The organism is Phenylobacterium sp. (assembly GCF_036495085.1).
GTDB lineage: Bacteria > Pseudomonadota > Alphaproteobacteria > Caulobacterales > Caulobacteraceae > Phenylobacterium.
In genome coordinates this window covers 1-6,281 of the sequence record NZ_DASXNL010000107.1, presented here as the reverse complement: position 1 = coordinate 6,281, position 6,281 = coordinate 1, and the positions used below count along the sequence as shown (strand labels likewise).

Annotated in this window: 6 protein-coding genes and 1 pseudogene; 1 reads left to right on the top strand and 6 read right to left on the bottom strand. The window is 66.5% G+C overall.

Translation table 11 applies throughout. The features are described from left to right. The 6 genes and pseudogenes from VGI62_RS12775 to VGI62_RS12750 all read right to left on the bottom strand — a co-directional run. Window positions 1-279: pseudogene (locus VGI62_RS12775) on the bottom strand (hypothetical protein); the annotation flags it as partial. A gap of 120 nt (window positions 280-399) precedes the next feature. Further along, a complete protein-coding gene (minE, locus tag VGI62_RS12770) occupies window positions 400-663 on the bottom strand; it encodes a cell division topological specificity factor MinE (RefSeq protein WP_331504873.1) in 264 nt (87 codons plus the stop codon). Continuing rightward, window positions 660-1,478, bottom strand: a complete 819-nt coding sequence (gene minD / locus VGI62_RS12765) for a septum site-determining protein MinD (protein WP_331504875.1) — start codon at window positions 1,476-1,478, stop codon at window positions 660-662. The genes minE and minD overlap by 4 nt, the downstream gene beginning before the upstream one ends. Window positions 1,479-1,519: 41 nt before the next feature. Continuing rightward, window positions 1,520-2,278: a septum site-determining protein MinC gene (gene minC, locus VGI62_RS12760; protein WP_331504872.1), complete on the bottom strand. Its 759-nt coding sequence runs from the start codon at window positions 2,276-2,278 to the stop codon at window positions 1,520-1,522. A gap of 167 nt (window positions 2,279-2,445) precedes the next feature. Next, window positions 2,446-2,574 (bottom strand): hypothetical protein, encoded by a 129-nt coding sequence (locus VGI62_RS12755; protein ID WP_331504871.1) that lies wholly within the window; start codon window positions 2,572-2,574, stop codon window positions 2,446-2,448. A 294-nt stretch (window positions 2,575-2,868) separates the two neighbouring features. Continuing rightward, window positions 2,869-4,212: an MFS transporter gene (locus VGI62_RS12750; protein WP_331504870.1), complete on the bottom strand. Its 1,344-nt coding sequence runs from the start codon at window positions 4,210-4,212 to the stop codon at window positions 2,869-2,871. Between the two features lie 470 nt (window positions 4,213-4,682). Here VGI62_RS12750 and VGI62_RS12745 point away from each other — a divergent pair, with 470 nt between their 5' ends. Then, window positions 4,683-5,783, top strand: coding sequence for an HWE histidine kinase domain-containing protein (locus VGI62_RS12745; protein ID WP_331504874.1), 1,101 nt, complete (start codon window positions 4,683-4,685; stop codon window positions 5,781-5,783). Window positions 5,784-6,281: the final 498 nt, after the last annotated feature.

The window sequence follows — 6,281 nt, the reverse complement described above, 5'->3', positions numbered from 1 at the left end:
CCGGTGGATCCAAAAGCCGTCCAGGCCAGCCTCCTGAATGACGATGATCGGAAACCGCGCGCCAGTCCGCGCACAGGCCTTCTCCTGGAGCTGGGAGAACCGCTCCAGCAAGCCCGCCATATCGGCCGCCGTCACCGCGTGCTTGGACATCTTCTCCCCGCCGCCCGGCGACAAGGACGTGATCAACCAACTCGAGCGAGACAGTTCCAACGAAACGAAGATCGCGCCAAGATCTGTACGGATAGCGGCCTGCGCAGGGCCAGGTGCAGCGTCATGCATCGTCGCCTCCAGAGTGGGTGGGTAGCAACCTCACTCTGCCAGAGCGCCGGTCGCTATCCAGACGCCCATAGGATCTCAACAGAAGGCGACCATCGAAGACCGGCAAAGCCGACCCCGGCCTCAATGGCCCGCGAGCGCGGCGTCGGGCATCTCGATATCGATCTCCAGTGTGGAGACCTGATCCCCTCGATCGAGCTTCACAACCACCTGATCGCGGTCGATCGGAATGTGCTTGGCGATCACCGCGAGGATCTCTTGTTGCAGGATTGCCGCCAGGTCGGCGCCGCCAGCCAGTCCGCGCTCATGCGCCAGCAGGACCTGAAGCCGCTCGCGAGCGACGGGCGCGGAGCGGCGGCCGCGCGCGAAGAGGCTCAGAAAATTCATGCGGCGGCCTTTCGTCCGAACAGGCGGCTCATAAAACCCCGCCGCTCGCGCGGCTCGTCGACTGCGATCGTCTCACCCAGCAGCCGCCGGGCGGCGTCCCGGTAGGCGCGCGCCGCCGCCGACCCCGGATTGTGGAGCGTGACCGGACAGCCGACGTTGGAGGCGGTCAGCACGTCCGGGCTCTCGGCGACGATCCCAAGCAGCGGGATCGCCAGAATCTCAAGCACGTCCTCGACCTTCATCATCTCGTCGCGGGCCGCGCGCGCCGGATCGTAGCGGGTGAGCAGCAACTGCTTCTCCAGCCGCTCGCCGTTCTCAGCGCGCCGGGTCTTTGAATCCAGCATTCCGATGATGCGGTCGGAATCGCGGACGGAGGAGATCTCGGGATTGGTGACCACCACCGCCAGGTCGGCGAAACGCATGGCGAGGGTGGCGCCCTTCTCGATCCCGGCGGGGCTGTCACAGACGATCCAGTCGAAGCTCTCGCGAAGCTCGTCGATCACCCGACCGACGCCGGCCTCGGTGAGCGCGTCCTTGTCGCGGGTCTGCGAGGCGGGAAGCAGGGACAGGGTGTCGACCCGCTTGTCGCGGATCAGCGCCTGCGGAAGCTTCGCGTCGCCCTGCACGACATTGACGAGATCGAAGACGACCCGCCGCTCCGCCCCCATCACCAGGTCAAGGTTGCGCAGGCCCACGTCGAAATCGACCACGACGACCTTGCGGCCTTCCTGAGCGAGCGCTGCGCCCAGGGATGCGGAAGAGGTGGTCTTTCCGACCCCGCCTTTTCCCGATGTGACGACGACGACCTTGCACATATCACTCACTGTTGCCTCCCCCGCCGCCAGGCGGGCTGCGTTCAATCGAGAGCCGAGATCTGGAGCGCGCCGCGATCGCAGCGCACCTGGACAGCGCGCCCGTGCAGATCGGGGCCCCAGTGCTCCGCGGTGCGGTAGAGCTGGTCCACCCCCACCAGTTCCGCCTCCATCCGGCGGCAGAAGATCCGGGCGCCGGCGGCCGTCTTGAGTCCGGCGAGCGCCCGGCCGCGCAGGGCGCCGTAGACGTGGATCGAGCCGCCTGCGATGACCTCGGCGCCCGAGGCGACAGCGCCGACGACGATGATGTCGCCCTCCTCGAAGACGATGGACTGGCCCGAGCGAACGGGCCGATCGACCAGCAGCGACGGCGCCGAGGGCGCAGCGGGCGGATCGTCCTGGGGCGCCTGGGCCACGTCGCGCCCGCGCAGGCTGGTCGGCAGCCGGGCCCACCTTGTGCGGGCAAGCGCGTTTGGCTCCACGCCCTCGGCGCCTATCACTCTTAGGCCGCGCTCCTCTAGGCCCTCGAGCGCCACCGGAATGGCGTCGCGCCCGGCGCTCTCGAGCACCGCACCGAGGTCGACGACGACCGGTCGGTCGGCAAAGAAGCTTGCAGATCGACGCATCTGCTCGTCGAGCGTGGCGAACCAGTCGGTGAACGGAGGCTCGGGCGCGATGACAAGCGCCATGACGCTGCGCCCGCGGACACGCAGCGTTGGCAGCGCGGCCCCATCGGTGTCCGCCTCGAGCGTCGGGCGCGGACCGGACGCTGCGTGGGCCCCGTAGTAGAGCTGGGCGACCATGGAGCCTCCGTCCGAAACGCTGGCGAGGGGCTTCCGCCGGAACGCCCTTAGGCCCCGTCGAGTCATTGATTCGTGGGGCTTTCTTGGGGCCAGAGCGCCCCCGTTTCGCCGCAGAAAAGCCCCCGTGCGGCGAAGCTTTCCCCCGGCTTGGGACGTCGCTCCAAGCGTCATTGAGCTGGATCGAAGAACATCAGACGGAGCATGCCGGGCCGTGGGGTCGGTCGGCCGGCGGCGGTGGCCGGATCGGTGTCGAGAGCGGCGATGTAGAGCCGGCCGGTTTCCGGGTCGATCGACATGGTGCGCGCGCTGATGGCTGTGGGGACGGTCGCCGCCGGGGTGTAGTTGTCGGCGTCATTCTGGCGGAGCAGCGAGAGGCGCCGTCGAGGCCGTCGGCGCTGAACACCAGCCGACGCTTGGGATCGTAGGCGGCTGCGTCCGTACCTTTCCCGATCGGGGCGGTCGCGACGACCCGTCCGGTGTCGGCGTTCACCACGGGCATCAGGCCGTTCGCACAGCTCGAGAACAGCCTGAAACGCGGCGTTGGGTCGGGCAGCGTTGGAGCCGCGGCGACGCTCCGGCTCTCGCAGACCCTATCCCACCCAATCCTTCTCCAGCCGCGTCGAACCGATCCAGTAGTGGACGGCCGCCCAGAGGTTCACCACCACGCCACACACCAGCGCGTAACGCAGTCCCTGGGCGCTGGCGTGGGCGGCGTCGGAGAGGCCGAACGCCACCACATGGGCCTTCATGAAATCGCTGAGCGCGCCGACGGCTGGCGGGCCGAAGCCGTAGCCGATGGTGTTGATCACCACGATCACCATGGCCGAGGCGGTGGCCCGCACCGCCGGCTGCACCACGCCCTGGGCGGTTGTGTAGAGCGAGGTGAGGTAGGCTCCGATGCAGAGCAGTTGCGCCAGGAGCATGGCGATCATTAAAGGGAACGATGGCGTGAGGTAGGCGACGACGCCTAAGGGCACGGCCAGCAACACGCCGATCGCCGGCCAGCGCGCCAGCCAGGCGCGGTCCCGCGCCGTCAGATAGTCCAGAGCCTTACCGACGACGACACCCGACACAACTGTCAGCCCGCCCACCAGGGGCCCCAGGATCAGGCCAACCTGGGTCAGCGAGACGTGGTGCACCCGCAACATAAAGGAGACCAGGTACTGGCCATTGCCGACAGCCACGAAGTTCACCAGGCCGGTCGCCAGAGCAATGTGGAAGAAGCTCGACTTGCTTCGAAGCTCGCGCAGCGCGGCCCTCAGGTTGGGTGTCGCGACTGGCTGGCCATCGGTGGCCAGCGCCGCGCCACGGGGGGGCTCCTTCACCGTCAGCCGGCAGATCAAAGCGATCAGGAGCCCCGGCGCGCCCAGCACTATGAAAGCCATGCGCCAGCCGTACCGATCGGCCACGACAGCGCCGATCATGCTGGCGAGGATCGCCCCGATCGGTATCGAAATCAGGTGGATGGCGATCGCCGAGGCGCGCTTGTTGGCCGGGAAATAGTCGGAGATCACGCTCTGCGATGGCGGCAGACAACCGGCCTCGCCGATGCCGACCCCGAAGCGCGCAAGCAGCAACATGGGGAAGGACACCGCCAGGCCGCAAAGCGCAGTCATCAGGCTCCAGACGGCGACGCAAATCGACAGGATGTTGACGCGGTTGAAGCGGTCCGCGAGACGGCCGATCGGCAGGCTGGCCACGGTGTTGAAGAAGGCGAAAGCCGGCCCGCCCAGGAGGCCGAGCTGGAAGTCGCTGAGATGGAACTCCGGCTTGAATTTCTCCTGCAGCAGGGCGACCAATCCGCGATCCATGAGGTTGAGGCCGTAGATGACCATCAGGACACCGAGGACATAGGCCCGATAGGGCCGCGCGCCGTAACCCGGATAGCTTTCGCCTGTCTGCACCGGGCTCAATCCAGGACTCAGGTCGGCCATGCCCTTCTCCCTGCGGCGTCCACGAATGCGACCGATCCGGCGACGACGATGCGCACCCGACTCAGATTCTTCGGCCGCGCATAGAGGCTGTCATCCTCAATACGGCGCGCCGAGGCCCTAACCGCCGGAAAGTAGGTTCCGGCGTGTGCGAAGGCGAACGTCTTGCGCGTCGATGTTTTCGGCGACGGCGCCCCCAAATCCGATTCGTCCGGCTTCGTGGTGATGCAGCTTCGGCCCTGTGATCACCGGGCTGAGCGATGATCCCCTCGTCAGCTCGCCTACCCGTTAGGCCCAGCTGATCGATCCCGGCGTTGCCGGAGCTGGTGCTATTCGAAAAAATATTCCGAAACTCAATTCAACTCTAGTGTATTATGCATTATCTTGCGTGCTTACGGGGCGGCGAGGCGCGTGCCCGCATGTTCCGCGCGCGGTAGGTTTCACACGACGAACCCGCTTGGGAGGGCCGCGACATCTGGCATCCGGGCAGCACCCCGTCGGACCGGCCACCCACCCCTGGGGCGCGGCCGCCAAAGGCTGGCGTCCGGCGGCTTGCCGAGAGCCTTACATCACTCCTGCGGGCTGGCCTTGTAGGTCTAACATGCGCAGCCGGCGCGACCGCGCTGCGGGCCCTGTTGGATTTTGCGGCCCCAGACATGGCCCCCTACCCGCTTATATTCCCGGCTGTCCTGTTCGGCACATTGGCGGCAGGCCTTACCGGCGGACTGGTCGCGCTTGTTATTGGAATGGCTGCTTCCGACTATTTATTTGTCCCCCCGAGATTTACCTTCAATCCAGAGAATTTGACTCATGGGCTGAGTCTGACAGTTACAGTCATCGCACTCCTTATTGTTTTGTGGTTGGCTGCGATATATCGCACTACTATGTTGTTGCGCGCCAACGAGCGTGAGGAAGCAGAGAATCATCTGCGGTTTCTCCTGCGCGAGGTCGATCATCGCGCCAACAACCTCCTCGCCGTCGTGCAAAGCATTGTCAAACTGACCAAGGCAGACGATGGCGAGTTGCTGAGGCGCACGCTCCTCGGACGCATCAGCGCTTTAGGTCACGCCCATCAGCTGCTTGCAGCCTCGAGGTGGCGCGGCGCCGACCTTGCGACGCTCGTTGGCGAAGAACTGCGGCCCTATGCCCTTGGGGATGCAGGGCGCGTGAGTATCCGTGGCCCCAGCATGCCGCTGAGCCCGGGCGAGGCCGAAGCGCTCGCCATGGCCTTCCACGAGTTGGCGACGAACGCGGCCAAATATGGCGCGTTCAGCACGCCCGGCGGGATGGTGGCCGTCACCTGGGATCGCGACGACAGCGGCGCTCGGCACATTCGCTGGCAGGAAGACGGCGGCCCAGCCGTCGTCACGCCAGACCGCAAGGGTTTCGGCGCCCGCGTGCTGGAACAAGCCTTGGCTGCCGTGCCGGGCGGCCGCACCGCACTGGTCTGGCGGCGTGAGGGGCTCATCTGCGAATTCGATCTGGCGCCCCAGCGCCAAAAGGAACACCGCGCCCCCGCCGACGAACGCAAGGCGCAGCTCGACCCAGACTTTCGCCAAGGCGCGGGCTTTTAGAACTACCACCTGCAAACGCCGAACAGTCCGACCGGATCAGCCACAGTCGCCGTCTCGAAGCGCTCGGCGGCGAGGTCCATGTCGCCGGCCCGATCGTGAACGGCGCCGCTGTAGATTCGGTGCGGCCTTGGTCGCGGTGAACAGCGCGGCGATCTTCGGCGTGCAGGCGCGGGGCGCCAGCAGATCGTCTTCTATCCAGACGCTGTAGGCGGACGGGCGCAGCGGCTCGGCCGCAGCGTGAGCATCTCGCGCGGTTGTGTGCGCGGTGGATATGAAGGCGTCGGACATGCCGGCGAGCCCGCAATCCAGGCTCGACCGTAGGGGGCCGACCGCCGCGTCAATCAAGAAATGTAGGTCGGGACGGCTCGCTGAAACTGGACGACGATGCGCGCCGCCAGTTGTCGGCATAGAAGCCCTCCACCAGCCCATCCACCAGCGCGCGCGGTTGCAGGAACGTGTGGAGTTGGTCGAACTGCCGGATTTCCGTGGCGCTGACAC

What these genes read in the sequence shown, in the direction of transcription:
- minD (WP_331504875.1), bottom strand. Translation starts at nt 1,478, where the DNA reads ATGTGCAAGGTCGTCGTCGTCACATCGGGAAAAGGCGGGGTCGGAAAG.
- minE (WP_331504873.1), bottom strand. Translation starts at nt 663, where the DNA reads ATGAATTTTCTGAGCCTCTTCGCGCGCGGCCGCCGCTCCGCGCCCGTC.
- VGI62_RS12755 (WP_331504871.1), bottom strand. Translation starts at nt 2,574, where the DNA reads ATGTCGATCGACCCGGAAACCGGCCGGCTCTACATCGCCGCTCTCGAC.
- VGI62_RS12750 (WP_331504870.1), bottom strand. Translation starts at nt 4,212, where the DNA reads ATGGCCGACCTGAGTCCTGGATTGAGCCCGGTGCAGACAGGCGAAAGC.
- minC (WP_331504872.1), bottom strand. Translation starts at nt 2,278, where the DNA reads ATGGTCGCCCAGCTCTACTACGGGGCCCACGCAGCGTCCGGTCCGCGC.